Raw genomic sequence first — 26,097 nt, 5'->3', positions numbered from 1 at the left:
AAGTGGAAAGCTTATTGAAAGCCCGTAATGCGCGCTTTTCAGTGCGCCGCACCAAAAAGCGAGGCATTTATATCGACCAATTTTAGACAAACTTTAGGTCGAGACGCGCTTTTCTTTGGTATTTCCACGCTATTTAACAGATAGGCTGGGTAAGGAGTGGCGGCCCGTGGCGTTGACTTTTTAGTTGTGAGTTGTGGGCTAACTTTTCGGGCGCGGCGAGGTTTGCGGGCGACCGTCGCGCCTCACGCACTCTGCCGCTTGCGCTTGCTTCTCGAGGCCGCCTTGAATTCATCCACGAAGAACTGCAAGCCGCCAAGCTGCTGCTCAAGATAGCCCCCCGTCGCCATCGATTCAGGCGCGCGCTTGTCGCCGGTCGGCGGATACTCCGCCGAAAAATCCGCCGTACCGAACACCATGTCCCAGATCGGAAACACCGCGCCGTAATTGCACGAATTGCGGCCCGCCGCGCGCAACCCGTGATGCAGGCGATGAAAGCGAGGCGACACCAGAATCCGGTCGCCGAGCCAGCCGAACGAGAGCTTGATGTTCGCGTGGCTCAAGCTCTCGATGAAGCGCATGAACAGGAACAGCAGCGGAAACTGCAGCGGCGGAATGCCGATCGCCAGCCCCACGACGCCGAACCAAACTCCGGCGACGAGATCGTCGAGCAGATGGTTGCGGTCGTCGGACCAGAAGCTCATTTGCCGCTGCGCGTGATGCAAGGCATGCAGCGCGTACCAGCTGCGGAACGAATGCGAGAGCCGATGACGCCAGTAATCGGCGCAATCGAGAATCAGCGCGTAGCCGATGAACGTGATGATCGGGTGGCCGAGCAGCGGCGGGATCAGCGTTTCGAGCGTCGGCGGAATGTAGCCTTGTGCGACCACGAAGCCGTTCACCCACACCTGCACCTGATAGAACAAGAGGAAGGCCACCACGGGCAGCACGCCGACGCGATTGAGGATCGTATAGAACGCGTCGGTCAGCACCGCTTTGCGGTCCTCCCACTTCTCGATCGGGAACATCGCTTCGAGCGGCCAGCAAATGGCGTACGTCGCGATCACGGCAAAGAATCCATAGACGCAGATCAGCGCCCAATCGAACGAGAGCTCTTCCCACTCCATCCAGCCGAAGTGATAAAGCACCGGCAAGACCAGGTACTGGTCGATTTCGCCGGCGAGCATGTTGAAGAATCGGTCGAGGAAAACCAGCATGGCGCGTTAGCCTCTTTAAAGCATTTCGGCGGTGACGAGCCCCGGGCGGCTCAATTCGGTCGTGAGGAAGATGCCGTGCGGCGAGCGGCCCACGTCGATCGTCTGGTAGCTGCCGCTCTCGGGGTCCAGCACCGCGACCTGCTCGCGGAAGCGCAGCGTCACCCAGAGCTTGCCGTCGGGCGCGACGCTCATATCGTCGGGACCGCACGCATGGAACGGATAGGTGCGGCGAATCGCGTAGGTCGCGGGATCGAGCGCGACGAGCGAGCCGCCGATCCGATTGCTCACGTAGAGCGTCTTGCCATCCGGCGTGAGGAAAATATTGTGCGGCCCCACACCGGTTTTAATGCGGCGCAGAACGTTGCCGTTGGCCGGATCGACTTCCGCCACATGGTCGGCCCCCATCACGCAGACGAGCACCTTGCCGTTGTGCCAGAGCACGCCGGCGGGCGTCGAGCCCACTTTCGAGGTCCAGCGCGTCGTCATGTTGGTCAGGTCGAACGAGACGAGCGTGCTCGACTGCTGCATCGAGTTGAAGCTCCAGCGCGAATCCGGCGAGAAATCGAGGTGGCTCGGCATGCCGCCCGGCGAGAAGCGCTTGACGAGCGAGAGATCGTCGGCCCGGTAGATATCGACGTAGTTCAGACGCAGCGCGTTGACGACGAGATAGCGGTGATCGGGCGTGAAGCCAAGCTGATAAGGATCGGCGATGGTCTTGTGGCCGAGCGCGGTGCCCGTCTTCGGATCGACGATGAAGAGCGCGTTGCCGCTGGCGTCGGCGATATACAGCTTGCTGCGATCCGGCGAGAGCGCCCAGTGGCTCGGTTCGCGCAGCGTCGGCAGATTGCGGACGACTTGGTGCGTCGTCATGTCGATGACCGAGACGCTCGCTTCGCCCGAGTTCATCACGATGGCGAGCTGCGGCGCGGCCGCGGATGTCGCGGCGCTGGCGATACGCGGGCGCAGCGCGAGAATGGGCGACAGACTGAGACTCAGGGGAATGGCCAGGCTATGGCCGAGTAGTTCGCGACGGGAAAGCTTCATGGATGTGTGAGGTGCGGAGCGCGGCAGCGGCTCCAAGCGCAAGCGCTGCCACTTGAGGAATGCGTTCAATGGTGAAGCGGTCGCAGGTCACTATACGCATCGATTCTTTCATTTTCGCCATACCGTACGGGGTTTTTGATGAATCTTGCGCATGCATTCATTACCGCGCTTGACTAACTACCTAGTGGTAGATAAATTCAAGTCCATGGAAACTTCAACTGTCCGCGAACAACTGATCGAGCACGCCGTGGCGCTGATGATGACGCACGGGTACAACGGCTTCAGCTATCGCGATCTCTCCGCGCTCGTCGGCGTCAAAACGTCGAGCATTCACTATTACTTCCCGAAGAAAGAGGACTTGGCGCTCGAAGCGGTGAACGTCTACAGCCGCGACGTGATGGAGCAGGTTGCCACGATCGACGCCTCGCTGCCCGCCGACAAGAAGCTCGAGCGCTACGCGAAGCTCTTCGGCCGCGTGATGGGCGACGGCACGCAAATCTGTCTGTGCGGCATGCTGGCGGCCGATATCGAGTCGCTGCCCGACGACGTCCGACACGCGGTGCAGGCGTTCTACAAGACGAACGAGGCGTGGCTCGCGAAATTGCTCGAACAAGGGCAGGCCGACGGCACGCTGCGCATCAACGGCAAGCCCGAAGGCGCGGCGCGCGTGCTGTTCGCATCGTTCCAGGGCAGTGTGACGGCAAGCCGCTTGTTTCACACGAAAGCACGGCTCGACGATGTGGTGAATACGGTCAAGGCCGCGTAGTCCCGCATAAAGTGCTGCAGGACAGCAATTTCTTCGATTTTTACCCCTTCCTCCTTAGCGCCGGTCCCGGCTATCGCTGGCATTGAAAATGCCAATTGGGAACCGGCGTCTCACCTCCTAGATTTAGAGTACGGCGCCCTCCGGCGGGTGCCGCGACGTGCATTCTCCCTACAAGCCTTGCAGATCCCAGATACACGAACAGCGCGTCCCCACGACGCCGGATCAACAGGAGGTCCAGATGACACAACTCAAGGGTACGAAGACGGAGCAGAACTTGAAGGACGCGTTCGCAGGCGAATCGATGGCGAACCGGCGGTACTTGTACTTCGCGGCCAAGGCGGACGTCGAGGGACAGAACGACGTCTCCGCGCTATTCCGTTCGACGGCTGAAGGTGAAACGGGCCATGCGCACGGTCATCTGGAATATCTGGAGGCAGTGGGCGACCCCGCAACGGGCCTGCCGTTCGGCTCGTCGCGGCTTAACCTGCAATCGGCTGTAGCCGGCGAAACGCACGAATACACGGACATGTATCCGGGCATGGCGCGCGTCGCGCGTGACGAAGGCTTCGACGAAATCGCCAACTGGTTCGAAACGCTGGCGAAAGCCGAACGCAGTCACGCCAATCGCTATACGAAGGCGCTCGAAGCGCTCGTCGATTGATAGAGACGCGGATGCAAGCATGCTGGCTCGCGCCGGCATGCCCGGCATCGTTTCAAAGAGCGCGCGGCGCCCGGGAGGGTGCTGCGCGCTTAAAGGCTGCTGTCTCCAAGCACAGACCTAAGCCTGGCTCATCGCTTTCAGGGCCGATCCCGTCAAGGAGCGTGATGTCATGCCGCACAAAGAAGGCAGTCTCGAGGCGCCCACCCGTCACCCGCTAGATTGGCGCTCGGAAGATTTCTACGATCAGGCTTCAATCGATAAGGAACTCGCGCGCGTCTTCGACATTTGCGCCGGCTGCCGGCGCTGCGTGTCGCTATGCGGCGCGTTTCCCGCGCTGTTCGATCTCGTCGACGAAACCGATTCCGGCGAGGCGCACGATGTCAGCCCGAGCGAATATCCCAAAGTGGTCGACCAGTGCTATCTGTGCGACCTCTGCTACATGACGAAATGTCCGTACGTCCCGCCGCATCCGTGGAATGTCGATTTTCCGCATCTGATGCTGCGCTCGAAGGCAGCGCGATATAAACGCGGCGAGGTGGGCCTGCGCGACAAGTTTCTTTCGAATACCGATGCGCTCGGCAACTTCGCCGGCATTCCGATCGTCACGCAGACGGTCAACGCCGTGAATCACACGGCGTTCGCACGCGGCATGATGGAATCGGCGTTGGGCGTCGACAAGAATGCATGGCTGCCCGATTTCGCGCCGCGCAAATTCCGCAGCGCCGCGCAGAAATCCCCCGAGCATGCGGTGCGCGACGGCGAGCGCACGCCCGGCAAGGTCGCGATCTACGCGACGTGCTACGTGAACTTCAACGAGCCGGGCATCGGGCACGATCTGCTTGCCGTGCTGGCGCACAACGAGATTCCGTACGTGCTCGTGTCGAGCGAAGCGTGCTGCGGTATGCCGCTCCTGGAGCAAGGCAATCTCGATGGCGTGGCGGCGAAGAAGGCGCAGAACATGCCGGTGCTCGCCAAGTACGCGCGCGAAGGCTATGCGTTGATGTCGGCGATTCCGAGCTGCGTGCTGATGTACAAGCACGAGTTGCCGCTGATGTTTCCCGATGACGAAGAAGCCAAGCTAGTGAGCGACGCATTCTGGGACCCGTTCGAATACTTTGTCTCGCGCCATCGCGATGGTCTCTTGAAGACGGACTTCAAAAGCGAACTCGGCAAGATCTCGTATCACGTGCCTTGCCACGGGCGCGTGCAAAACATCGGGCGCAAAACATCGGAGACGCTATCGCTCGTGCCGGGCACCGAGATCAACGTGGTCGAGCGTTGCTCGGGACATGCGGGCACCTTCGGCGTGAAGAAAGAGTTTCATCGCATGGCGATGCAGATCGGCACGCCGGTATTCAAGGCGATGGCCGGGGCGCAGCCGGATTACATTGCGTCCGATTGCCAATTGGCCGGGCACCACATTGCCCAAGGCATTGAGGAAAACGGCTTGAAGGAAGCGCCGCTGGCGCATCCGCTGACGTTGCTGCGCAAAGCCTATGGCGTATGACGGCATGAAGCTCGCATGACGTTCAAGCGACGGCTCGCTTAGCGGCTCGATTCGGGCCGCTTCTATTCTTTTTATGCAAGGAACGCGCAATGACCATTTCCAGGAATTCGCTGCTGACACTCGAGGCTTATTCGAAGGTGCGCCCGGAGATGCGCGCAAGGGTGATCGAACATAAGAAGACGCGCGCCGTGCATCTCGGCAACCACATCGTGTTCTTGTTTGAAGATGAAACGACGATTCGCTATCAAATTCAGGAAATGCTCCACATCGAAAAGATCTTCGACGAAGAAGGCATTCTCGGCGAGTTGAACACGTACTTGCCGCTCGTGCCCAACGGCAACAACCTCATCGCGACGATGCAGATCGAATACGAGAACTTGATCGAGCGCCGTGCGGCGCTGGGTCGGTTGATCGGCATTGAAGACCGCGTATTCATGCAGGTGGACGGCGAGGAGCCCGTCTATGCGATCGCCGACGAAGACCTCGATCGCGAGAACGATGAAAAGACTTCGGCCGTGCATTTCGTGCGCTTCGAATTCACGCCGCACATGAAGGTGAAGCTGAAAGAGGGCGCGCGGTTGTTGGCGGGATGCGATCATCCGAACTACCCGGTGCCGCTCACGCCGATCGAGCCTGGGGTACTCGCCTCGCTTCTTAAAGACTTGGCTTGAGCCTTTAGGCATACGGCTTTGGCCGCCCGGCCTGAGCTTCCTCTCTCGATGCGGCGTGCTCGACGCATGCCGCCTCTCTCCCCTCGATTGCCTCTCCATTCCATTCGCTCGTAAAAGCGCGCTTAGCAAAATTCAATACGCTTTTACAACGTCTTTGCAAATTCTTACCAGTCATTTGCTATTGATTTATGCCTTTCGTTGTATGGTGTGAGCCCGCTTCTACAGGCTTAGCCCCTAGCGGCTGAGGTCTCAAGCCTCTTGCCTTACGGTTGCTTTCCGTCTGGATCGATAACGATCGAATAAATAATTCCATTCATAATTCTGTAACGAATTGCCGCCAACTTGTTTCTGTACGTAACATAAAGAGTACGGGATATTCAGACAAACCCTAGCGATGGTATGCTTCGTGCACAATTTTTCCCATGCACGAGTGAGACCGAGTTTTGTGCGTCAAGCGAGGGAAATTCTGCACTGCATACGTGCGAAATTGACCGACGCGCCCAGTGAACCAGCAATTTGTGCAACCTAATGGCGAATGCGCATGATCTGCGCACATTCGCCGATAGTCGCGGCCCGGCCTGGCCGCGTGGAGAAAAGCATGTTCTTCGACGAGTTGAACGACGACGAATGGGAACGACTATCCCGTCTGGTGGCCGATGAACCCGTGCGCCTGAATCGTCGCGGCAGACCCCGCGCTGAAACGCGGGTGGTGGTGAACGCGGTGCTGTGGATCCTGACGACGGGCAACCCCTGGTCGAAGCTGCCGGGACGCTATCCGTCCGGGCCCACTTGCCGGCGCCGTTTCGAAGAATGGCTGGTCGACGGCACGATGATGGAAATGATCCGTGTGCTGAAGGAATTCGGCCGAACGTTCGCTTATATTCCCGAACCCCCGGTGCCGGTCGCCGCGCCGCGTCCGGAGCCGGCTGCCGACATCGACCGTCTGCGTGGCGTGTTCTGGAAAAATCCTGATTCGTGGCATTCGTCGCCGGTCGCCGCAAACGTTTGCGCGCCGGGCGACCCGATTGCCGCGATGACGCGCCAGCTGTCGGGCGGGGAGGCGCTGTCCGAGCCTGAAGTCAACGCCCTGCAAGGCTTGCGCTTGCGAGCCGACGCTTGGGCGGCGACTCAACCGGCGCCATCCGAGCCAGTCCGAAGCGTGGCTTCGCCGGCCGACGCCAGCTTGGCCGGTCCGCCGGGCAAGGCGGCGAAGCGCGATCTGCCGCGCGGCACGCCCTGGCTGAATTTCGGGTCGAGCGATGCGCAAGTCGACCACTACAAGGGCTATACGATCTACGCGTCGGCGCAGCCGGTCGCGAAGCTGATGTATCGCGCGTGGACGGAAATCGTGAAGGACGGCAAGCGCATCGAGCGCTCCGGGCTGATCGGGCCGCGCTTCACGGATCCGCAAGCCGCGCAGCATTTCGCGCTTGGCTGGGGCCGCGACTGGATCGAAGGGGAAAGCCGCACGGAAGCGGTCGACCGCGTCGCGCCGATCGAGGACGAAGTCGAAAGCGCCGCTGAGGCCGCTGCGGTATCGCTCGTGTTGCCCGTGCCGACATCCGCATCGGTTTCTTCCGACTCTTCCACTGCCATGCCGCCGGTCGCGATCAAGCCGACGGTAACGAGCATCACGCTGCCGCTCGAACCCGTGGTCAAACGCCACGTTCCCGAGCGGCGCGCCGCTAAGGACGGCCGCTCGGATGCTGCTAAGTCATCCGAACTGCTTTACCAGGTCGGATGACTGCGGACGCGATTTATTCGCGTCCGTATTTGTCGTCGAAGCGCACGATGTCGTCCTCGCCGAGATAGGCGCCGGACTGCACTTCGATGATTTCGAGCGGCATTTTCCCGGGGTTTTCGAGCCGGTGCGTGACGCCGAGCGGGATGTAGGTCGATTCGTTCTCGGACAGGATGAACGACTCCTCGCCGCGCGTCACGAGCGCGGTGCCGCGCACGACGATCCAATGCTCGGCGCGGTGGTGGTGCATCTGCAGCGAAAGCCGCGCGCCGGGCTTCACGACAATGCGCTTGACCTGAAAGCGCTCGCCGTTGTCGACCGAATCGTAATGGCCCCACGGGCGATGCACTTTGCGGTGGCTCGCTGCTTCGGGGCCGCTTTCCGCCTTCAGCCGGCCGACGATCTTCTTGACCTCCTGCACGTGCGATTTCTCGGCGACGAGAATCGCATCGGCCGTCTCGACGACGACGAGGTCCTGCGTGCCGACGCAAGCGATCAGGCGGCCCTCGGAGTGGGCGAGCGTCGATTGCGCGCCTTCGAACATGATGCGTCCGCGCCCGACGTTGCCGTTGTCGTCCTTCGGCAGAATCTTCCAGATCGCGTCCCACGAGCCGACGTCGGACCACCCCGCGTTCAGAGGCACGACCACGCTGCCGCACACGGATTGATCGTTGCTTAGCGGCTCCATCACCGCGTAGTCGATCGAGTTCGACGGTGAGCTGGCAAACGCTTGGGTATCGATGCGGAAAAAGTCGCCGTCGGTTTTTCCGCTGGCGTGCGCGCGCACACAGGCTTCGTGAATGGCCGGCTGGAAGTGCTGAACGGCCTTGAGCCAGGTCGATGCGCGCACGATGAAGATGCCGCTGTTCCACCAATACTCGCCCGACGCGACGTACTGCTGCGCGAGTTCGAGGTGCGGTTTCTCGACGAAGCGTTCGAGCTTGCGCGCCGCGATCCCGCCCGCTTCGCCAATTGGCTGTCCAAGGCGGATGTAGCCGTAGCCCGTTTCCGGACGATCGGGCACGATGCCCATCGTCGCGATCATCCCTTCCGACGCGTAGTGAACGCCGGCCGCCACGGCGGCTTGGAAGCCTTCAAGATCGGCGACCGCGTGGTCGGCGGGCATCACGACCATCAGCGCATCGCCGGCATTAGCGGCGATATCGAGCGCCGCGACCGTCAGCGCGGGCGCCGTATCGCGTCCGAGCGGCTCGAGCACGATGCGCGAGGCGTGGCCGCTCGCGCGCAATTGTTCGGCGGTGGTGAAGCGGTGTTCTTCGCCGCAGACGATGGTGACGCGGTCCGCGAGCGCATAACCGCTCATCAGTCCTTCGAGGCGATGCGTCGTCGATTGAAGCAGCGACTCGTCGCCAAGCAAACCGATGAGCTGCTTGGGATGGTGCTGGCGCGACATCGGCCACAAGCGCGTGCCTGAGCCGCCCGCGAGAATCACGGGGTGCACTTCGAGCCGCACGCCCGCTGCGCGCGGACGTTCCTGTTCGTGTTTGACGTCGAGATCGGCGTCGGCCACGGCAACCGGAGCAATCATGGTGGTACTCCTTGGGCATAAAAAGGAATGCCTCAAGTTTTAGCACGACGTAAATTCACAATAAAAGATCGTGTTTCGTTAATTTGAATCGCTGCGAATAAAAAAATAGAAAACAATTGGGAAAATGAATTGCGCATGACAGCGGCGTCGAGCGGCGGGTTGCGAGCTCGTCTGCCGACGCCTATGCGAAATCGCGCCCATGTCCCGCCGATTTGGCCGTCTGCACGGCTTTCCTCGCTCACTTTCGGAAAAACGTTCCGCACGAAATCGGAAAAAAATCGGCAAATCTTGCTGAATAATTTTCGAAATATTGCTGCACTTGCAGCAAGTTTTTTAATGCCGCTTCATTGACGCCAAGCAAGGGTTTCCACGAATCGCGGCAATGCGTTCGAGCCCTCGCGACACCGGACCAATACGCGGAACGTGACTGACGAACTGGGGTGTATCGGATGCTGAGCGTTCTATCGAGAATCATCGACATCGCAATGGCCGCTTTGGGCGCGCTCATCGCGGCGGGGCTGCACGAAGGGCGCTTCGTGTGGCTCAACGACATGGAAACGATCGCGGTCGCGTTCAACAGCGTGCTGGTGATCGTGTTCTTTCCGGCGCTCGGCATCTATCAGTCGTGGCGCGGCAAGCCGGTGCGCGAACTGCTGTGGCGCGTGGGGATCGGTTGGCTGATCGTCGAAGGCACGGGCATTTTGATGAGCTTCAGCGCGCATCGCGCGGAGGAGCTGTCGCGCTTGTGGCTCTTCTATTGGGCCGTGGCGACGATCGCGCTGTTGCTCGTGACGAAGACCGTCGTCTACGCGATCCTGCGCCAACTGCGCCGCGAAGGCTTCAATCAGAAGGCGGTTGCCGTGGTGGGCGGCAAGCAATACGGGCAGTTCCTGGTCGAACAGATGCAAAAGCGGCCCGATGCGGGATTCAGCCCCGTGTGCATCTTCGACGAGGAAGCGGGCATCCAAGGCGGCGCGGCTGCGATGGTGGCCGGCGTGCCGATCGAGCACGATTTCGCGAAGCTGACGGATCTCGTCAAGCGCCGCGCGATTCGTGAATTGTGGCTCGCCTTGCCGATCTCGCAGGAACGCACGATTCACAAGATGGTGACGGAGTTCAAGGACGACTTCGTCAACATCCGCTTCATCCCCGATGTGCGCAGCCTGTCGCTGTTCAATCACGCGGTGGTCGATCTGCTGGGCGTGCCCGCGATCAATTTGGCGGCCTCGCCGATCACCGACGTGCGCATTCTGCCGAAGTTCGTGTTCGATCGACTCTTTGCGCTGTGCGCGCTGGCCGCGCTCTCGCCGTTGATGGTGGTGATCGCGGCCATGGTCAAGCTGACGTCGCCGGGCCCGGTGTTCTTCCGGCAGAAGCGCAAGGGTCTCGACGGCAACGAGTTCGAGATCTACAAGTTCCGCTCGATGAAAGTGCATGCCGAGAAGGCCGGCACGGTGACGCAGGCGACCAAGAACGATACGCGCGTGACGACGGTCGGCCGCTTCCTGCGCCGCACGAGCCTCGACGAGCTGCCGCAGTTCATCAACGTGCTCAAAGGCGAGATGTCGGTGGTGGGGCCGCGCCCGCACGCGCTCCAGCACGACGACATCTACAAGGATCTCGTACGCGGCTACATGCACCGCTACCGGATCAAGCCCGGCATCACGGGATGGGCGCAGATCAACGGCTATCGCGGCGAAACCGACCGCGTCGAAAAGATGATGGGGCGCGTGAAGCTCGATCTGTACTACATGCAGCACTGGACCTTCTGGCTCGACATCAAGATCGTCGTTCTGACCTTGTGGAAGGGCTTTGCCGGCAGCAACGCATATTGAGGATGCGAGCCGGCGGCGCGCATCGCGTGCCGGCTTCGCGACACTTTCCTGCTCAGTTTCCTGTTTCTTGGAGTAACGGATGAACCTGACCATCATTGGCAGCGGTTACGTGGGTCTCGTGACGGGCGCATGTCTTGCCGACATCGGCCACGACGTGTTTTGCCTCGACGTCGATCAGAAGAAGATCGATGTGTTGAATAGCGGCGGCATTCCGATTCACGAGCCGGGCTTGCGGGAAGTCATCGCGCGCAATCTCGCCGCGAACCGTCTCAAGTTTTCGACCGATGTGCGCGCCGCGGTGGCGCATGGCGACGTGCAGTTCATCGCGGTTGGCACGCCGCCGGATGAGGACGGTTCGGCCGATCTGCAATACGTGCTCGCGGCTGCGCGCAACATCGGCCGCTATATGACTGGCTTCAAGGTGATCGTCGATAAATCGACGGTGCCCGTCGGGACGGCGCTGCGCGTGCGTGAGACCGTGGCGGCGGAGCTGGCTGCACGCGGTGAAGAGCATATGTTCTCGGTCGTGTCGAATCCCGAGTTCCTGAAGGAGGGGGCGGCGGTTGACGACTTTACGCGGCCGGATCGCATCGTGCTTGGCTGCGATGAAGACGTGCCGGGTGAGAAGGCGCGTGAGGTGATGCGGCGTCTTTATGCGCCCTTCAACCGCAATCACGAACGCACGCTGTGGATGGATGTGCGTTCGGCGGAATTCACGAAATATGCGGCGAATGCGATGCTCGCGACGCGGATCTCGTTCATGAATGAGCTTGCGAATTTTGCGGATCGTATTGGGGCTGATATTGAGTCGGTGCGGCGCGGTATTGGGTCGGATCCGCGTATCGGTTACGACTTTTTGTATGCGGGCTGCGGGTATGGCGGGTCGTGTTTTCCCAAGGATGTGGAGGCGCTGATTCGTACGGCGGCTGAGAACTCGCATGAGTTGAAGATTCTTAAGGCCGTTTCTTCGGTCAACGATGCGCAGAAACAAGTGCTTGCGGAGAAGATCGTTGCGCGCTTGGGCGAGGACCTGTCCGATCGCACGTTTGCGGTTTGGGGGCTTGCATTCAAGCCTAATACCGATGATATGCGCGAGGCGCCTAGCCGGTCTTTGATCGCCGCTTTGCTTGCGCGGGGCGCGCATGTGGTGGCGTATGACCCGGTTGCGATTCGGGACGCTAAGCGCGTTATTGAACTTGATTTGCAGGACGAGCCTGAGTGGCTGGAGCGGCTGACGTTTGCTAATGAGCAGATGGAGGCTGTTAAGAATGCTGATGCGCTTGTGATTCTTACCGAGTGGAAGGCTTTCAAGAGTCCGGATTTCGACAGTCTTAAGAAGGGGCTCAAAACGCCTTTGATTTTTGATGGGCGCAATTTGTATGAGCCGGATGCGATGCGGGAGATTGGGGTCGAGTATCACGCTATCGGACGCGGTGGTGCTCTCGTCGGCGCAAGCGCAGGTTCTGTTGCCGTCGCGGCGCGGTGAATTCGTTTTTTCCTGCGGCGCTGTGTCGTTCGCCAAGGCTTTCATGAAAACTTTGATTTCATGTCGGTGCACAAGCGTCGCCCCTCCCCGGGGCGGGGGTTACTTTTGTCTTGCCAAAAGTAACCAAAAGCGCGTCCTCGCCGGACGGCCTGGCCCGGAGGCACTCAACCCTGTTAGTACCGGTGTTCCAAGCGCAAACTTGGGAAACCGTTATTGCGCGCCGCACGTCCCGTTTGCACGCGGCACAGAACGGCTCAGAACCGAAATAAATCGAAGTCATCGATTTGGCCGCGCCCCACGTTGCTTACGATTGGACGCGGGCCCATGTGCGTGGGCGCACTGCAAGACAAGCGTCTTCAGATCTTTGCTGACCTCCAGCCGCGATTTGATTCGAGCGGACCTTATTCCGTGCCACGTGCTAATGGGCCGTACGGCGCGCAATAGCGGTTTCCCAAGCTTGCCCCGGGCTTCCCGTACTAACAGGGTTGAGTGCCTCCGGGCGGGCCGTCCGGCGAGGACGCGCTTTTGGTTACTTTTGGCAAGGACAAAAGTGACCCCGGTCCCGGGGAGGGACGGACTAAACGGACCGACGCGAAATCAAGGTGTTCACAAAGACCTTGGCGAACGACCCAGCGCGAGCGCACTGAAGACCAAGGCCAAAGCGTATGTTTAAAAACATCTTAGTGGTGTGCCACGCAAACGTATGCCGAAGCCCCGCAGCGGAGCTGCTATTCAGGGCCCGGCGCCCAAATAAAAGCATCGAGTTTCACTCAGCGGGACTGCGCGCCCAAGACGGCGCTTCAATCGACCCAACGATGCGGAACCTTTTAGCCGCCAATGGAATAGACAGCACAGAACACCGCGCGAAGCGCCTGAACCTGCGCTACATCCGCGACGCGGACCTGATCCTGGTCAGCGAGCGGCAGCAAATTAAAGCCGTGGAATCCATCGAGCCGACCTCGCGCGGGAAGGTCCATCTGCTCGGCAAATGGGAAAACTCGGATGTCGCCGATCCCCACGGCGGTCACGAAGACGCCTATCGCCAGAGCTTCGCCCTCATCGAACATCTCGTCACCGGATGGCTGAAAAAAATATGCTGAAACGTTGCGCTGCGACTTCTCTTTTGCTGACGGCTTTTCTGTCAGGCTGCGCCTGGGCTCCCGGCTACAACCTCGACCGGTCGCGCCTCGAGGACAAAGACGCGGCGCCGACCGAGACCTATCCGGTCCACTTGATCACGCCCACGCTGCTAAGGAACGAAATGACCGCGCAGGCGGCGCCGGCTCCGTTGCCGCAATCGCGTTTCGTTGACTCGTCGAAGTACGTCTATCGCATCTCGCCGCAAGACATCCTCGGCATCACGATCTGGGACCACCCGGAGCTGACGACGCAGCAAGGGCAGTCGTTCTCGACCGGCGGCAACACCACGCAATCGGTCGCCGGCGCGCTCGCGCAGCCGTACACCACAGCGCTGCCGGGTCAGGCCGATCCGTTCGGGCAGACGGTGTCCGCCGACGGCACGATCTTCTTTCCGTTCATCGGCCGCTTCAAGGTGGCGGGCAAGACGACCGAGGAAGTGCGCGATCAGCTTTCGGCGCAGCTTGGTCCCTATATCAAGAACCCGCAGCTCGACGTGCGCGTGCTTGCGTATCGCGGCCAGAAGATTCAAGTGACAGGCGACGTGAAGACGCCCGGGCCGCTCGCGGTCACCGATGTGCCGCTCACGCTCGTCGATGCGATCACGCGTTCCGGCGGCGCGAATACAGACGCCGATCTGCAGCGCGTGCGCCTCACGCGCAACAGCCAGTTCTATCAGATCGACCTGAACGGCGTGCTCGATCGCGGCGACGTGCGCAACAACGTGATGCTGCAGGACGGCGACATCATCAATATCCCCGATCGCTCGGATAGCCGCGTGTTCGTGATGGGCGAAGTGAAAACGCCGATGCCCGTGCAGATGATCCGCGGCCGCCTGACGATCGCCGATTCGCTGACGAACGCGGGCGGCATTCTCGATACCGACGCGAATCCGCGCCAGGTCTACGTGATTCGCGGTCTGCAAGGCAAACAGCAAGGCACGCCCGACATCTACCGACTCGACATGACGCAGCCCGACGCGTTGCTGCTGTCCGCGCAGTTCCAGTTGCAGCCGTTGGACGTGGTCTATGTCGGCACCGCGAGCGCGGTTCAGTTCAACCGCGTCATCCAGCAGGTGCTGCCTGCGCTGGAGACCGCGTTCTATCTGAAAGAGCTGACGAAGTAAGCGCAGTAGTAAGCGCGATAAGTTTAGGGCCCCTAGGCCGCAGCCGTTTGGCTGCGGCCGTGACCAGAAACGGGAACGAAGCATGAGCACAAGTTTGAGCACACATACCCATAACGCCCCCCTCGCGGCGATCAAGACCGAGGAGGAGGACCTCGTCCTCGGTCAGTTGCTGCAGGTGATTCTCGACGACGTGTGGTGGCTCATCGGCATCGCGCTCACGATCGTCGTGATGGCTGCGCTGTACTGCTATCTCGCCAAGCCGATCTACTCGGCCGACGCGCACGTGCGCGTGGAGACGGGCGACAATAACTCGCAAGCGCTCACGCAAACGCAGACGGGCGCGGTCATCAACAGCGGCTCGCAGACGCTGCCCACCGACGCGGAAATCGAAATCATCAAGAGCCGCGGCGTGGTTGCGCCGGTGGTCACGCAGTGCAAGCTGAATTTCTCGGTGACGCCGAAGACGATTCCGCTGCTGGGCAGCATCGCCGCGCATGTGGCCGAACCGGGCAAACCGGGCAAGCCGTGGCTCGGCCTCGCGTCGTATGCATGGGGCGGCGAAATCGCCGACGTCGATTCGATCGAAGTGACGCCGTCGCTCGAAAACCAAAAGCTCACGATGACCGCGCTCGGCGACGGCCAATACTCGCTGCAGGCCTCCGACGGCGAGTTGCTGTTGCGCGGCCGCGTCGGCGAGCAGGAGAAGGGCAACGGCGTGACGATCACGGTCAATCAGCTCGTCGCGCGTCCCGGCACGCAATTCAAGGTGATGCGCGCGAACGATCTGGATGCGATCACGGCGTTCCAATCCGCGATCACGGTGACCGAGCAAGGCAAGCAGACGGGCGTCATCCAAATCTCGCTCGAAGACAAAGACCCGGCGCGTGCCGCGGAAATCGCCAATGCGCTCGCGCAGTCGTACCTGCGCCAGCACATCGCGAGCAAGCAGGAAGAGGCGAGCAAGATGCTGACCTTCCTGCAAAGCGAAGAGCCGCGTCTGAAGTCCGATCTCGAACGCGCCGAGGCTGCGCTCACGCAATATCAGCAACAGTCGGGCTCGATCAACGCTAGCGACGAAGCGAAGGTCTACCTCGAAGGCAGCATTCAGTACGAGCAGCAGATCGCGGCATTGCGGCTGCAGATCGCGTCGATGGAGCAGCGCTACGGCAATGAGAACCCGGTCATGCAGACCGCGAAACAGCAGCTTGCGCAACTCCAAGGCGAGCAGCAGAAGTTCTCCGACCGCTTCCGCGACTTGCCCGCTTCGGAAGTGAAGGCGGTGGCGCTGCAGCGCGATGCGAAGGTCGCCGAAGACATCTACGTGCTGCTGCTCAATCGCGTGCAGGAGCTCTCCGTGCAGAAGGCGGGCACCGGCGGCAACGTGCATCTGGTCGACCCCGCGCTGCGTCCCGGCGAGCCGGTCAAGCCGAAGAAGGTGCTGATCTTGTCGGCGGCGGTGTTTCTGGGGCTCATCGTCGGTACGGGCGTCGTGTTCCTGCGCAAGAACCTGTTTGCGGGTATCGACGATCCGGAGCGCGTCGAGCGCAACTTCGGCCTGCCGCTCTATGGTCTCGTGCCGCTGAGCCAGGAACTCGTCAAGCTCGAACTGCAGAACGAGCGCATGAATCGCGTCGACCGGCCGATCCTCGCGCTCTTGCGGCCGAAGGATGTCTGTGTCGAAAGCCTGCGCAGTCTGCGCACCTCGATGCAGTTCACGCTGATGGATGCGAAGAACAAGGTCACGGTGCTGACGGGTCCCTCGCCTGGCATCGGCAAGAGCTTCCTGACCGTGAATCTCGCGGTGCTGCTCGCGAATTCCGGCAAGCGTGTGCTGTTGATCGACGGCGACATGCGGCGCGGCTCGCTTGAGCGCTATATCGGCGGTCAGCGCGACAGCGGTTTGTCCGAATTGCTGAGCGGACAGATCTCGCTGGAGGAAGCGATTCGTCCGACCGTCGTGACAGGCCTCGATTTCGTCGCGAGCGGCTCGCGTCCGCCGAATCCGTCAGAGCTGCTGATGTCGCCGCGCCTGCAGACCTATCTGGACGGCTTGAGCAAGCGCTATGACGTGATCTTCATCGATACGCCGCCGGTGCTTGCCGTCACCGATGCCTCGATCATCGCGGAGCTGGCCGGCTCGACCTTCCTCGTGCTGCGCTCGGGCATGCACAACGAAGTCGAGATCACCGATTCGCTCAAGCGTCTGCGCTCGGCGGGCATTCAAGTGCAAGGCGGCATCTTCAACGCGATGCCGCAAGTCAACCGTGGCTACGGTCGCGCGGGCTATGCAGCCGTGCAGGAATATCTGACTGCCTGAACGAGGGGAGCGCATGAAAGTATCCGTACTGGTACCGACCTACCGCCGGCCCGCCGATCTCGCGCGCTGCCTGATCGCGCTGCAGCGGCAGATGAAGAAGCCGGATGAAGTGATCGTCGTCGCGCGCCCCGAGGATGACGCGACGCATGAGCGGCTCGCCGACCCCGCGGTGCGCGGCAATCTTCCGCTGCGCGTGGCGCTGATCGAAGTGCCGGGGCAGGTCGCGGCGCTCAATCGCGGCCTCGACGCGGCGTCGGGCGACGTGATCGCGATCACCGACGACGACGCCGCGCCGCGCCCCGACTGGCTGCAGCGCATCGCCGCCGCGTTCAAGCTGGACCCGAAGCTCGGCGCGCTCGGCGGACGCGACTGGGTGCATGAACGAGGCCGCGTGCTCGACGGCGAGCGCGATCAGGTCGGCAAGATCCTGCCGTCGGGCAAGATCATCGGCAATCACCATCTCGGCGTGGGTGCAGCGCGCGAAGTCGACATGCTCAAGGGCGCGAACATGAGCTACCGCCGCGCGGCGATCGCCGGTTTGCGGTTTGACGAGCGTCTGCGCGGCGCGGGCGCGCAGGTTCACAACGACATGGCGTTCAGCATGGGCGTGAAGCGCGCGGGCTGGAAGCTCGTGTACGACCCGCACGTGGCCGTCGATCACTACCCGGCCGAACGTTTCGACGACAACAAGCGCGACGTGCAGACGATGGCCGCCGTGCGCAATGCCGCCTACAACCTGCATCTCGTGCTGCGCGAGCATCTGCCGCCGATCAAGCGCGAGACCGCATGGTGGTGGTACACGCTGGTCGGCACGCGCGTCTATCCGGGGCTCGTACACGCGGTGCTGTCGGCCACCTCGAAGGATGGCGCGACGGTCCGCTCGCGCTGGCGCGCGGTGCGCCTCGGCGCACAAGACGCGCGACGGGCGACCTCGTGACCGATCGGAGCTCAAGCATGCAAGCCACCAAAGTGCACGTGCACCTCTTTTACGGCGCCGACCCGCGCGTCTACCGCAAGGGTGAAGACTTCGGCTGTCTGTACGGCTATCACCACGCGGAGTCGGACGAGTTCGCGCTGACGTACTCGCGCGACGCGAAGGAAAGCAAGCCCATGAGCCTCGCACGCCGCGCGCTCAAGCTGATGCTCGGCTTCGATCTGATCCACACGCTGCGAAATCGCGACGAAATTCTGCGCTCGGATGTGATCTGGACGCACACCGAAGCGGAGCATCTGGCCGTCGCGCTCGTGCTGCTGCTGGCCGGCGAGCGCGGCAGGAAGCCCTTGCTGCTCGCGCAAAGCGTGTGGCTCTTTGACAAATGGCGCGACTATGGCGCGCTGCGCCGCTGGTTCTATCGCAAGCTGCTCGCGCGCGCCGACGTGCTGACCACGCTCGCGCGCGACAACGCCGAGCTGTGCCGCCGCTTCTTGAAGCGCGACGCGATCCACGTTTACTACGGCCTGAACACGACGGACTTTCCGCTTGCCGAGCCGCACGCGTGGCAGCCGCATACGCCGCTGCGGATCGCGGCGATCGGCAACGATCGCGACCGCGACTGGACCACGCTCGTCAAAGCGTTCGGCAACGATTCGCGCTATACAGTGCGGCTTGCGACGCGCCGCAAGATCCCGAAGGCGCTGCATGCATCGAACGTGCAGATCGCGCCTGCTTCCGGGCTGGCGAAGCAGCGCGAGTTGTACGACTGGGCCGATATCGTCGTGGTGCCGCTGCGGCCGAACTATCACGCGTCCGGCATCACGGTCGTGCTGGAAGCGGCGGCGCTCGGCAAGCCGGTGATCGCATCGGACGTGGGCGGCCTGCGCGACTATTTCACCGCGCAGCAGGTCACCTACATTGCGCCGCACGACCCCATCGCATTGCGCCGCGCCGCTGACGATCTCGCTGCGCATCCCGAGGCCACGCTGCGCCGAGCGTGGGCGGCCGGCGCGCAATTGAGCGCGCGCCGCCTGACAACGCAGCATTTCGCGCAGCAGCACGTGCAGATCACGCGGGCGATGTTGGGCGAGCGCGGCGCTTCGGCCGCGCGCCGGCGTAACAGCGCAAGCGATCTAGCGATCGCCGAGCGTGCCGTGCCGGTCGAGCGTCGCTAAGGTCCGCACCGCATGAGTACACCCAACCTCGCACGCAACTTCGGAGCCTCACCCGACGAAGCGAAAAGCGCGAAACGCGCGAAGAGCGGTCTCTTCAGCACCGAACCGAAGCATTGGGCGGCGCAGGCGATCCTGTGGTTCATCACGCTCCTCTTGATCGTCGCGCACCAGGGCACGGTACTCACGCTCGCGTTCCCGGTGCTCGCGACGATGGCGGGCATCTGGCTCTACTTCAAGAGCCCCGCGCGCTATGTCGGCTTCATGTGGTGGATGTGGTTCCTGAGCCCTGAAGTGCGGCGTCTCGCCGACTTCGCGAAGGGCGCCTTCACGCCGACGAGCCTGATCCAGATCGCGCCGCTCGCCGTGACGATGCTCTCCGGCCTCACGCTCCTGCGCCACTACCGCATCCTCGCGCAGCGGCGCGGCTTGCCGGTGCTCCTGGTCCTGCTCGGCCTCACGTATGCGTTCCTCGTCGGCGTGGTGTCGAGCGGGCCGCTCGCGGCTCTCTACGATTTGGCGAACTGGCTCTATCCGATCCTGATCGGCTTTCACATCATGGCCGACTCGCGCAACTATCCGCAGTATCGCGAGGCGATTCTCTCGGCGTTCGTGTGGGGGATGCTGATCATGGGCCTCTACGGCATGGTGCAGTTCTTCATCATGCCGCCGTGGGACGCGCTCTGGATGCTCGGCTCGCAGATGAACTCGCAAGGCGACCCCGTGCCGTTCGGCGTGCGCGTGTTCAGCACGATGAATTCGTCGGGGCCGTTCGCGTTCGCGATGATGGGCTCGCTCATCTTCATGCTCGCCGCCGCGCAGCGGATTCGCTGGCTCGCGGGGGCCGCGGGCTTCATCTCGTTCTGCTTGTGCCTCGTGCGCTCGACGTGGGGTGGCTGGGTGATCGCGGTGGTGATCCAGCTCGCGAAATCGAGCAACCGAGTGCGCGTGCGGATCATCATGAGCGCCATCCTGCTCGCCGGATTGTGCGTGCCGCTGCTCGCGGTGGGACCCGTCGCGGACCGCCTGGCGACGCGTCTGCAGAGCGTCGGCAACCTGCACGACGACCAGAGCTACGAAGCGCGCAACCAGTTCTACGCGACGTTCGCGCAAACGGCCTTCACCGACGTCTCCGGCGAAGGCATGGGCGCCACGGGCTCGTCGACGAAACTATCGAGCGACAGCGGCGAGCTCGGCAAATACGGCAGCTTCGACAGCGGCGTGATGAACATTCCGTTCGTGCTCGGCTGGCCCGGCACGCTGCTCTATCTCTCGGGCATCGTCTGGCTGCTGGCGCGCGCGGTGCGCGCGTCGTTCGCGCTCGGCGACGACAAGTTCGCCGGCGCATGCCTGAGCCTCGCGCTCGCGGTGTTCGCGATGCTCGTCTTCACCAATTCGCTCGTCGGCACCGGCGGCCTGCTGTTGTTCATGAGCGTGTTCTTGCTGCTGTCCGCCGCGCACTGGCAGAAGATCCAGCGCCGGCGGCTTTTACGGGGGAGTCTGTCAAATTGAGAGTCGCCATTGTTACGCACGTGGTACGTCATAACGACGGACAAGGCCGCGTCAACTACGAAATCGCGCGCGCCGCGCTCGAAGAAAATATCTCGGTGACACTGGTCGCTTCGCACGTCGCGCCGGAATTGCTCGCGAATCCGCGCGTGCGCTGGGTGCCGATCCGCATCGGCCGCGGCTGGCCGTCGAATCTGCTGCGCCAGCAGGTGTTCGCGTTGAAGAGCGCGCTGTGGCTCAAGAAGCATCGCGACGAATACGACGTGCTGCATGTGAACGGCTTCATCTCGTGGGCGCATGCCGACGTGAACACCGCGCACTTCGTGCACGGCGGCTGGTTCGCGAGCCCGTACTACCCGTTCGGATTGGCGAAGGGGCCGTGGTCGGCTTATCAGTTCGTCTATACGGCGATCAACTCGCGGCTCGAACGCTGGGCCTATAACCGCTCGCGCATGGTCACCGCCGTCTCGCAGAAGGTCGCCGCCGAGATCCGCAATACCGGCGTGCCCGCGCAGAAGGTCGGCGTGATTTACAACGGCGTCGATACCGAGACGTTCGCCGCGGCGCTCGGCGACCGCCGCAAGTTCGGCTTGCCGCAGGACGCGTTTCTGCTGCTGTTCGTCGGCGATTTGCGCACGCCGCGCAAGAACCTCGGCACGGTGCTGCAGGCGCTCACGCGCTTGCCCCAGCACGTTCATATTGCGGTGGCGGGCTATCTGCCGGGCAGCCCGTATCCGGACCAGGCGCGTGCCTTGAAGATCGAATCGCGCGTGCATTTCCTCGGGCTCGTGAAGGAGATGCCGGCGTTGATGCACTCGGTCGATGCGTTCGTGTTTCCGTCGCGCTACGAGGCGATGAGCTTGTCGCTGCTCGAAGCGATGGCGGCGGGCTTGCCGGTCGTGACCGCGCGCACGGCGGGCGGCGCCGAGATCATCACGACCGAATGCGGCATCGTGCTCGACGATCCCGACGACGCGCCAGCACTCGCGAACGCCATCGCAGGCCTCGCCGCCGACGACCGCACGCGCTGCGCCATGGGGGCCGCCGCGAGCCGCCTCGCGCGCGATTTCGGCTGGTCGCGCATGGCGATGCAATACATCGCGCTGTATCGGCAGATGGCGGACGCGAAGGGCGAGGTGCCCGCGCGCACGAATGCGACACTCGCACCGGCGCCGTTTGTGTCCAACGAAGGAGCGAAACAATCATGAACAAAGCGGCTGCCGCACAAGTCCTTTCCTTTCGCGCATCGGATGCAGCCCCCGCAGGCCGCCCGCCGCGCCAGATCAAGTCGCTGCAAATCGGCATGCACTGGTTTCCGGAGCGCGCGGGCGGCCTCGACCGCATGTATTACTCGCTCGTCGGCGCGCTGCCTGGGGCGGGCGTCGCCGTGCGCGGGATGGTGGCGGGCTCGCCGCGCGTGGCCGCCGATACGGGCGGCGCGATCCAGGGCTTCGGCTCGGCCGCGCGTTCGCTGCCGCTGCGCCTGATGGCGGCGCGCAAGATGCTGGCGAACGTCGTGCGTGCCGAGCGGCCGGATGTGATCTCGTCGCACTTCGCGCTTTATACGTTCCCCGGCCTCGACGTGCTGCGCGGCATTCCGCAGGTGTCGCATTTCCAGGGGCCGTGGGCGGACGAGAGCCACGTTGAAGGCGCCGATTCGCTCGGGCAGCGCGCGAAGCACTTTCTCGAGCGCAAGGTGTACGCGCGCTCGTCGCGGCTGATCGTGCTGTCGGACGCGTTCGGGCAGATTCTGCATTCGCGCTATGGCATTCCGCAGGACCGTATTCGGGTGGTGCCGGGCTGCGTGAACGTCGCGCAGTTCGACTTGGATATCACGAAGCGCGAGGCGCGCCGGCGTTTGCAACTGCCGCAGGACCGGCCGATTGTGCTGGCGGTGCGGCGGCTCGTGAAGCGCATGGGGCTCGAGGATTTGATCGAAGCGATCAAGGTGGTGAAAGCGCGTCACCCTGACGTCTTGCTGTTGATTGCCGGAAAAGGGCGGCTGCAAGATGAGCTGCAGGCGCGTATCGATGCGAGCGGGCTTCAGGACAACGTGAAGTTGCTCGGCTTCGTACCTGATGAGCATCTGGCGGCCCTGTACCGCGCCGCGACGATCAGCGTCGTGCCGACGGTGGCGTTGGAAGGCTTCGGCTTGATTACGGTCGAATCGCTCGCGGCGGGCACGCCGGTGCTGGTGACGCCGGTAGGCGGCTTGCCGGAGGCGGTGGCGGGGTTGTCGAAGGACCTCGTGCTGCGCTCGACGGGGTCCGACGCGATCGCGGAAGGCGTCGGAGCGGTGCTGGACGGCGCGATCAAGCTGCCCGACGCGCAGACGTGCCATGCTTATGCGCGCGATAACTTCGACAACGCGGTGATTGCACGGCGCGTGGCGCAGGTTTATTCGGAGGCGATTGCGGCGGGGTGATGTCGAGAATAGGGGCGCGACCAACTCCGTGTATCATTGCGGGTTGCTCGTAACCCCCTGATTCGCCGACCAAAATGCCCGTATCTGAACTCAAGCGCCGCCGCACGTTCGCGGTCATCTCCCACCCGGACGCCGGTAAAACGACGCTGACCGAGAAGCTCCTGCTGTTCTCGGGCGCGATTCAGATCGCGGGCACCGTCAAGGGCCGCAAGAGCGGCCGCTACGCGACCTCCGACTGGATGGAGATCGAAAAGCAGCGCGGCATTTCGGTCGCGAGCTCGGTGATGCAGTTCGAATACGGCGACGCCGTCATCAACCTGCTCGACACCCCCGGCCACGAAGACTTCTCGGAAGACACCTACCGCGTGCTGACCGCGGTCGACGCCGCCGTGATGGTGATCGACGGCGCGAACGGCGTCGAAGCGCAGACGCTCAAGCTGCTCGAAGTCTGCCGCAGCCGCCGCACGCCGATCGTCACGTTCATCAACAAGCTCGACCGAGAAGTGCGCGAGCCGCTCGACCTGCTCGACGAGATCGAGCAGCACCTGGGCGTCTCGGCCGTGCCGTTCACCTGGCCGATCGGCATGGGCAAGGAATTCCATGGCGTCTATGACGTTCAGCGCGATCAGGTGCGCGTGTTCCGCGCGGGTCAGGATTCGCTGGGCGGCGCCGTCGAGACGCTGCAAGGCAGCGGCAACGAGGAATGCGAGCAGCGCTTCGGCTTTCCCTGGAAGAAGGCGATGGAAGAGGTCGAGCTGATCTCGGGCGCGACGCCGACGTTCGACCGCGAAGCGTTCCTCGCCGGCGACCAGTCGCCCGTGCTGTTCGGCTCGGCGATCAACAACTTCGGCGTGAAGGAAATTCTCGACGCGCTCGTCGACCTTGCGCCGCCGCCGTCGATGCGCATGGCGGTCCAGCGTCCGGTGCAGCCGGACGAGCCGAAATTCACGGGCGTCGTGTTCAAGGTGCAGGCGAACATGGATCTGGCGCACCGCGATCGCGTCGCGTTCATTCGCGTGTGCTCGGGCCGTTTCGAGCGCGGCATGGCGCTCAAGGTGTCGCGCTCGGGCAAGACGTTCCGCGCGAACAACGTCGTGACGTTCCTGTCGCAGCGGCGCGAAACCGTGAGCGAAGCCTATCCCGGCGACATCATCGGCATCCCCAACCACGGCACGCTGAGCCTCGGCGATACGCTGACCGAAGGCGAGATGCTGCAATTCGTCGGCCTGCCGTTCTTCGCGCCGGAAATCTTCCAGACCATCGAGGTGGTCGATCCGATGCGCGCGAAGCAACTCGGCGAAGCGCTGAAGCAGTTGGGCGAGGAGGGCGCGATTCAGGTGTTCCGCCCGGCGCACGGCGGCCTGACGATTCTCGGCGCGGTGGGGCAGCTGCAATTCGAGGTGGTGTCGCACCGGCTTTCCGCCGAGTACAAGGTCGACGTGCGGATCATGCCGGCGCGCTACCGGATGTCGCGCTGGGTCACCTGCGACGACGCGGGCGAACTGCGCCGCTTCATGGACGCCTACGCGGTGCGCATTGCGCTCGACGCGTCGAATGCGCCAACTTACCTCGCATCGCACATTTCGGAGATCGAGGTCGCGCAGAAGGCGTGGCCGAAGATCGTCTTCAACGAGTTGCGCGAGCACTCGGGCGCGCCGTTCAGAAAAAGCATGTGATGCGCCGGCCGGCGGCTCGGCTCCGCTCGTTTCGTTTGGGACGAGTCTGAAGCCGCCGGTCCATTGCTGCCGCAGTTCCGCTTCAGATATTTCCTAATCGTCATCTTCTTCAGACTTCGCGGCCACTGATTGTGATCGCGTGTTCAATCGCGTCCGGGCCGCCCCGTTAGGCCAAGCCGCAAGCGACGCAAAAAACATAGCTTTTTGCTGCGACATACCGCCGCGTTTCGATCGCCGCCGTCCCGTCAAACCCGCTTCCATCCAGCATTCCCCGCGACCGTTCCGCAAACTTAAGCGCTTTATGCGCTTTGTTTGAGAAAGATCACGGACGCCCTAAAGGACTCTACCTACAATCCCGGTCGCATTCCAGGGTGGGTCATTGCGTTGAGGAATGCCAAGGAGCAACCAGGGTGGTTCAATAAACCGGGCTAAGGTATGGATAGAAAAACCATTAGAAGGTGGTTAGTGCCCTTCGAGATCGGACTGGTCATGTTGTTGGCCGGCTGCAGCAATCTCGAAGTGCTCGACCCGAAGGGCAGCATCGGCGTGGCGGAGAAATCGCTGATCGGAACGGCAACGTTTGCGATGCTGATCGTCGTCATACCAGTGATCATTCTGACGCTGGTGTTCGCGTGGCGCTACCGCGCGTCGAATCGGAAGGCAACCTATGCGCCGAAGTGGGCGCACTCCACGGCGATCGAAGTCGTGGTCTGGACCATCCCCACGCTCATCATTCTTTTCCTCGCCGTCCTGACCTGGAAAACCTCGCACGAGCTCGATCCGTACAAGCCGATCGAATCGGAGGTCAAGCCAATCGAAATTCAGGTCGTCGCGCTCGACTGGAAATGGCTCTTCGTGTATCCGGAGTACGGCATCGCGACGGTCAACCAGATCGCATTTCCGGTCGGCACGCCAGTCAATTTCCGCATCACGTCGGATGCGGTGATGAACTCGTTCTTCATCCCGCAGCTGGGCAGCCAGATTTACGCGATGGCCGGCATGCAGACGAAGCTGCATCTGATCGCCGACCACGCGGGCGACTACGCGGGCATCTCGGCGAACTACAGCGGCGAAGGCTTCTCGGACATGAAATTCCGTGCGCTTGCCGTGTCCCCCGAGGAGTTCAAGGGGTGGGTGCAGAAGGTCAAGGCGTCGAGCGAGCGGCTCGACATGGATACCTACTACGCCGTGGCGAAGCCGAGCGAGAAGAATCCGGTGCGCTATTTCTCGTCGAGCGATCCGGAGCTGTTCCACAAGATCATGGCGAAGTACAACAACGGCCACTACCTCGACATGTCGGGGAACGTGTGCCGAATCCTGTAGGGGT

The 26,097-nt window shown here is 62.4% G+C and carries 20 protein-coding genes; 17 read left to right on the top strand and 3 right to left on the bottom strand.

The genetic code is table 11. The features are described 5' to 3' along the window. Nucleotides 1-242 precede the first annotated feature (242 nt). The gene (locus AAHK20_RS03865; RefSeq protein WP_449180121.1) at nt 243-1,214 is read right to left on the bottom strand and encodes a sterol desaturase family protein; all 972 of its coding nucleotides are present in this window, start codon (nt 1,212-1,214) and stop codon (nt 243-245) included. 15 nt (nt 1,215-1,229) lie between these two features. Beyond that, complete coding sequence (locus tag AAHK20_RS03860; RefSeq protein ID WP_449180120.1) at nt 1,230-2,258, bottom strand: YncE family protein; 1,029 nt, start codon at nt 2,256-2,258, stop codon at nt 1,230-1,232. Between the two features lie 205 nt (nt 2,259-2,463). On the opposite strand from AAHK20_RS03860, the gene AAHK20_RS03855 reads away from it, so the two are divergent. The 5 genes from AAHK20_RS03855 (at nt 2,464) to AAHK20_RS03835 (ending at nt 7,607) form a co-directional block, all read left to right on the top strand. Next, nucleotides 2,464-3,024 carry a TetR/AcrR family transcriptional regulator gene (locus AAHK20_RS03855; RefSeq protein ID WP_449180119.1) on the top strand — a complete coding sequence of 187 codons (561 nt, stop codon included), beginning with the start codon at nt 2,464-2,466 and terminating at the stop codon, nt 3,022-3,024. 238 nt (nt 3,025-3,262) lie between these two features. Beyond that, the gene (locus tag AAHK20_RS03850; protein WP_449180118.1) at nt 3,263-3,685 is read left to right on the top strand and encodes a rubrerythrin family protein; all 423 of its coding nucleotides are present in this window, start codon (nt 3,263-3,265) and stop codon (nt 3,683-3,685) included. Nucleotides 3,686-3,854: 169 nt separating this feature from the next. Next, nucleotides 3,855-5,192, top strand: a complete 1,338-nt coding sequence (locus AAHK20_RS03845) for a (Fe-S)-binding protein (protein WP_449180117.1) — start codon at nt 3,855-3,857, stop codon at nt 5,190-5,192. Between the two features lie 89 nt (nt 5,193-5,281). Further along, nucleotides 5,282-5,863, top strand: a complete 582-nt coding sequence (locus AAHK20_RS03840) for a DUF3501 family protein (RefSeq protein WP_449180116.1) — start codon at nt 5,282-5,284, stop codon at nt 5,861-5,863. Nucleotides 5,864-6,461: 598 nt separating this feature from the next. After that, nucleotides 6,462-7,607 (top strand): DUF6566 family protein, encoded by a 1,146-nt coding sequence (locus AAHK20_RS03835; protein ID WP_449180115.1) that lies wholly within the window; start codon nt 6,462-6,464, stop codon nt 7,605-7,607. Nucleotides 7,608-7,620: 13 nt separating this feature from the next. Here AAHK20_RS03835 and AAHK20_RS03830 read toward each other — a convergent pair whose 3' ends face one another. Beyond that, a complete protein-coding gene (locus AAHK20_RS03830; RefSeq protein WP_449180114.1) occupies nt 7,621-9,153 on the bottom strand; it encodes a mannose-1-phosphate guanylyltransferase/mannose-6-phosphate isomerase in 1,533 nt (510 codons plus the stop codon). Nucleotides 9,154-9,602: 449 nt separating this feature from the next. On the opposite strand from AAHK20_RS03830, the gene AAHK20_RS03825 reads away from it, so the two are divergent. The 12 genes from AAHK20_RS03825 (at nt 9,603) to cyoA (ending at nt 26,093) form a co-directional block, all read left to right on the top strand. Continuing rightward, nucleotides 9,603-10,988, top strand: a complete 1,386-nt coding sequence (locus AAHK20_RS03825) for an undecaprenyl-phosphate glucose phosphotransferase (protein WP_449180113.1) — start codon at nt 9,603-9,605, stop codon at nt 10,986-10,988. A gap of 79 nt (nt 10,989-11,067) precedes the next feature. Then, nucleotides 11,068-12,474 carry a UDP-glucose dehydrogenase family protein gene (locus AAHK20_RS03820; protein ID WP_449180112.1) on the top strand — a complete coding sequence of 469 codons (1,407 nt, stop codon included), beginning with the start codon at nt 11,068-11,070 and terminating at the stop codon, nt 12,472-12,474. 665 nt (nt 12,475-13,139) lie between these two features. After that, nucleotides 13,140-13,574 (top strand): low molecular weight protein-tyrosine-phosphatase, encoded by a 435-nt coding sequence (locus AAHK20_RS03815; RefSeq protein ID WP_449180111.1) that lies wholly within the window; start codon nt 13,140-13,142, stop codon nt 13,572-13,574. Next, a complete protein-coding gene (locus AAHK20_RS03810) occupies nt 13,568-14,737 on the top strand; it encodes a polysaccharide biosynthesis/export family protein (RefSeq protein WP_449180110.1) in 1,170 nt (389 codons plus the stop codon). Before AAHK20_RS03815 ends, AAHK20_RS03810 begins: the two co-directional genes overlap by 7 nt. Before the next feature lie 82 nt (nt 14,738-14,819). Beyond that, nucleotides 14,820-17,054 carry a polysaccharide biosynthesis tyrosine autokinase gene (locus AAHK20_RS03805; protein ID WP_449180109.1) on the top strand — a complete coding sequence of 745 codons (2,235 nt, stop codon included), beginning with the start codon at nt 14,820-14,822 and terminating at the stop codon, nt 17,052-17,054. A 13-nt stretch (nt 17,055-17,067) separates the two neighbouring features. Then, nucleotides 17,068-17,991, top strand: a complete 924-nt coding sequence (locus AAHK20_RS03800) for a glycosyltransferase family 2 protein (protein WP_449180108.1) — start codon at nt 17,068-17,070, stop codon at nt 17,989-17,991. 17 nt (nt 17,992-18,008) lie between these two features. Further along, on the top strand, nt 18,009-19,163 hold the full coding sequence (locus AAHK20_RS03795; protein WP_449180107.1) for a glycosyltransferase family 4 protein: 1,155 nt from the start codon (nt 18,009-18,011) through the stop codon (nt 19,161-19,163). A 12-nt stretch (nt 19,164-19,175) separates the two neighbouring features. Further along, on the top strand, nt 19,176-20,672 hold the full coding sequence (locus AAHK20_RS03790) for an O-antigen ligase family protein (RefSeq protein WP_449180106.1): 1,497 nt from the start codon (nt 19,176-19,178) through the stop codon (nt 20,670-20,672). Further along, nucleotides 20,669-21,877 carry a glycosyltransferase family 4 protein gene (locus AAHK20_RS03785; RefSeq protein ID WP_449180105.1) on the top strand — a complete coding sequence of 403 codons (1,209 nt, stop codon included), beginning with the start codon at nt 20,669-20,671 and terminating at the stop codon, nt 21,875-21,877. The genes AAHK20_RS03790 and AAHK20_RS03785 overlap by 4 nt, the downstream gene beginning before the upstream one ends. A 95-nt stretch (nt 21,878-21,972) precedes the next feature. Beyond that, nucleotides 21,973-23,094 (top strand): glycosyltransferase family 4 protein, encoded by a 1,122-nt coding sequence (locus AAHK20_RS03780; RefSeq protein WP_449180578.1) that lies wholly within the window; start codon nt 21,973-21,975, stop codon nt 23,092-23,094. Nucleotides 23,095-23,168: 74 nt separating this feature from the next. After that, nucleotides 23,169-24,770 (top strand): peptide chain release factor 3, encoded by a 1,602-nt coding sequence (locus tag AAHK20_RS03775; protein ID WP_449180104.1) that lies wholly within the window; start codon nt 23,169-23,171, stop codon nt 24,768-24,770. 435 nt (nt 24,771-25,205) lie between these two features. After that, nucleotides 25,206-26,093, top strand: a complete 888-nt coding sequence (cyoA, locus tag AAHK20_RS03770) for a ubiquinol oxidase subunit II (RefSeq protein ID WP_449180103.1) — start codon at nt 25,206-25,208, stop codon at nt 26,091-26,093. Nucleotides 26,094-26,097 lie beyond the last annotated feature (4 nt).

The sequence above is a fragment of the Trinickia camelliae genome (genome assembly GCF_053525655.1).
This window is presented reverse-complemented; position numbering and strand designations above follow the sequence as displayed.

Excerpts from the sequence above, each read along its gene's own strand:
- AAHK20_RS03865 (WP_449180121.1), bottom strand. The coding sequence starts at position 1,214 with ATGCTGGTTTTCCTCGACCGATTCTTCAACATGCTCGCCGGCGAAATC.
- AAHK20_RS03860 (WP_449180120.1), bottom strand. The coding sequence starts at position 2,258 with ATGAAGCTTTCCCGTCGCGAACTACTCGGCCATAGCCTGGCCATTCCC.
- AAHK20_RS03855 (WP_449180119.1), top strand. The coding sequence starts at position 2,464 with ATGGAAACTTCAACTGTCCGCGAACAACTGATCGAGCACGCCGTGGCG.
- AAHK20_RS03850 (WP_449180118.1), top strand. The coding sequence starts at position 3,263 with ATGACACAACTCAAGGGTACGAAGACGGAGCAGAACTTGAAGGACGCG.
- AAHK20_RS03845 (WP_449180117.1), top strand. The coding sequence starts at position 3,855 with ATGCCGCACAAAGAAGGCAGTCTCGAGGCGCCCACCCGTCACCCGCTA.
- AAHK20_RS03840 (WP_449180116.1), top strand. The coding sequence starts at position 5,282 with ATGACCATTTCCAGGAATTCGCTGCTGACACTCGAGGCTTATTCGAAG.
- AAHK20_RS03835 (WP_449180115.1), top strand. The coding sequence starts at position 6,462 with ATGTTCTTCGACGAGTTGAACGACGACGAATGGGAACGACTATCCCGT.
- AAHK20_RS03830 (WP_449180114.1), bottom strand. The coding sequence starts at position 9,153 with ATGATTGCTCCGGTTGCCGTGGCCGACGCCGATCTCGACGTCAAACAC.
- AAHK20_RS03825 (WP_449180113.1), top strand. The coding sequence starts at position 9,603 with ATGCTGAGCGTTCTATCGAGAATCATCGACATCGCAATGGCCGCTTTG.
- AAHK20_RS03820 (WP_449180112.1), top strand. The coding sequence starts at position 11,068 with ATGAACCTGACCATCATTGGCAGCGGTTACGTGGGTCTCGTGACGGGC.
- AAHK20_RS03815 (WP_449180111.1), top strand. The coding sequence starts at position 13,140 with ATGTTTAAAAACATCTTAGTGGTGTGCCACGCAAACGTATGCCGAAGC.
- AAHK20_RS03810 (WP_449180110.1), top strand. The coding sequence starts at position 13,568 with ATGCTGAAACGTTGCGCTGCGACTTCTCTTTTGCTGACGGCTTTTCTG.
- AAHK20_RS03805 (WP_449180109.1), top strand. The coding sequence starts at position 14,820 with ATGAGCACAAGTTTGAGCACACATACCCATAACGCCCCCCTCGCGGCG.
- AAHK20_RS03800 (WP_449180108.1), top strand. The coding sequence starts at position 17,068 with ATGAAAGTATCCGTACTGGTACCGACCTACCGCCGGCCCGCCGATCTC.
- AAHK20_RS03795 (WP_449180107.1), top strand. The coding sequence starts at position 18,009 with ATGCAAGCCACCAAAGTGCACGTGCACCTCTTTTACGGCGCCGACCCG.
- AAHK20_RS03790 (WP_449180106.1), top strand. The coding sequence starts at position 19,176 with ATGAGTACACCCAACCTCGCACGCAACTTCGGAGCCTCACCCGACGAA.
- AAHK20_RS03780 (WP_449180578.1), top strand. The coding sequence starts at position 21,973 with ATGCACTGGTTTCCGGAGCGCGCGGGCGGCCTCGACCGCATGTATTAC.
- AAHK20_RS03775 (WP_449180104.1), top strand. The coding sequence starts at position 23,169 with ATGCCCGTATCTGAACTCAAGCGCCGCCGCACGTTCGCGGTCATCTCC.
- cyoA (WP_449180103.1), top strand. The coding sequence starts at position 25,206 with ATGGATAGAAAAACCATTAGAAGGTGGTTAGTGCCCTTCGAGATCGGA.